Here is a 575-nt window from a genome sequence, read left to right as displayed (position 1 = left end):
CCCAAAGAGCAAGCGGAGGATCGTAGTTGAGAACCTCTGGAGCGCTCGTGCGCAGACCGATCGGGATGTACGGCGGATTGGTGACGACCAGGTCGGCACAGCCGTCGAACTCCGGGAAGGCCTCGCACGCGTCCCCCTGCACGATGCACGCGGCGGTGCCCCGCGCGTTGCGCCGGGCGGCCTGGGCCGCGACCTGCGACAACTCGATCCCGTACACCCGCGCGTCCGGCACACGGCGCGCGATCGTCACCGCCATGGTGCCGGGCCCGGCGCACAGATCTACTACCAAAGGGGATGTCTTGCCCTGCGAAAGAAGACCGGACAGTCTGTTTATTGCCTCTTCAACGATCTCCTGGGTCTCGGGTTTGGGTACGAACACCCCGGGTGCGAGCTCGAACCGCTGCCCCATGAACCAGGCGTGCCCGACGATCAGTTCGGCCGGTTCTCGCTCCTCCCGCCGCCTCACGTACTCCTCGAGGACCGGAGGCGCCGGCGCCTGCGAGACACCGTCGAGGCCGTCCGGCCCGACGCCGCAGGCGTGCGCCGCCAGCAGCCGGGCGTCGGCCCGGGCCGTG

1 protein-coding gene is annotated in these 575 nt (G+C 69.4%); it reads right to left on the bottom strand.

Annotation, left to right across the window (positions count from 1 at the left end; translation table 11 throughout):
- A partial coding sequence (locus LPA54_RS35590) for a methyltransferase domain-containing protein (protein WP_228984710.1) occupies window positions 1–575 on the bottom strand: 575 nt, incomplete at both ends.

It is taken from the genome of Streptomyces sp. DH12 (assembly GCF_020873895.1).
In the GTDB taxonomy this organism is placed as follows: domain Bacteria; phylum Actinomycetota; class Actinomycetes; order Streptomycetales; family Streptomycetaceae; genus Streptomyces.
This window is presented reverse-complemented; position numbering and strand designations above follow the sequence as displayed.